This window comes from Bacillus cereus group sp. BceL291, assembly GCF_051776705.1.
Taxonomy (GTDB): domain Bacteria; phylum Bacillota; class Bacilli; order Bacillales; family Bacillaceae_G; genus Bacillus_A; species Bacillus_A cereus.
In genome coordinates this window covers 1-757 of record NZ_JBPWAP010000229.1, presented here as the reverse complement: position 1 = coordinate 757, position 757 = coordinate 1, and the positions used below count along the sequence as shown (strand labels likewise).

Genomic DNA, 757 nt, shown 5'->3' with positions numbered 1-757 from the left:
CCCGCTACTGTTGCAGCAGCTAAACCTACCGCAGCAATCTGCTTCTTTTGAAACTTAGATGGCTTCAATGTTTGTATTCCTCCTTATGTAGCCTTTAAACGCAAAAAAAGGACACACCTATGGCATAATGCGCCTTAGGTGTGTCCTTTTAGCTAATCTAAAGTCTATATGAAAATGTTGGATTTGGTTTCTTTAATATTACAATTTCAATATTATGATATATAGAGTTTCATGTCAATCATTTCTAAAAAAAATATTATTTTTACCATTTCAAATCTCTGATCCCAAAACTTGAAAAACCTTAAAAACGTTGTCATATCAAGGTTTTTAAGCTATTAACCCAACTATAAATATGGTATAATGAATATAACGTAACTGAATATTTCAGGGTGGTCGGTTGCTATCCTTTCTCTTTCATTTTATGGAGAAAGGAGGTGATCGAATGGATATACTTTTCACGATAGCAATTGAGATACTGAAAGTAATTGCTAGAGAAGTCGCTGTATTTTTTGCAAAACGAGTAGGTAAATACCTATCAACGTCTTGGAAGCAAATACAAAAAAATCGACGAAAAACGAAAAGAACCACCCACAATGCCGGCAAGCGTTTGAAGGGTGATTCTAAGAAAAAATAAACTCTTTTTTAGCAACCATCCACCTTGCGGTAGCAGTTACATAAGGCGAAGTGTTACCAGCACTTCGTCTTTATTAGTTTATGCAAAAACTATCTTTATAATACTTCTACACATATTATAACA

The 757-nt window shown here is 33.9% G+C and carries 1 protein-coding gene; it reads left to right on the top strand.

Translation table 11 applies throughout. The features are described 5' to 3' along the window. The first annotated feature begins 442 nt into the window (after positions 1-442). The gene (locus tag ACS2CR_RS34280; protein ID WP_060852766.1) at positions 443-634 is read left to right on the top strand and encodes a hypothetical protein; all 192 of its coding nucleotides are present in this window, start codon (positions 443-445) and stop codon (positions 632-634) included. Positions 635-757: the final 123 nt, after the last annotated feature.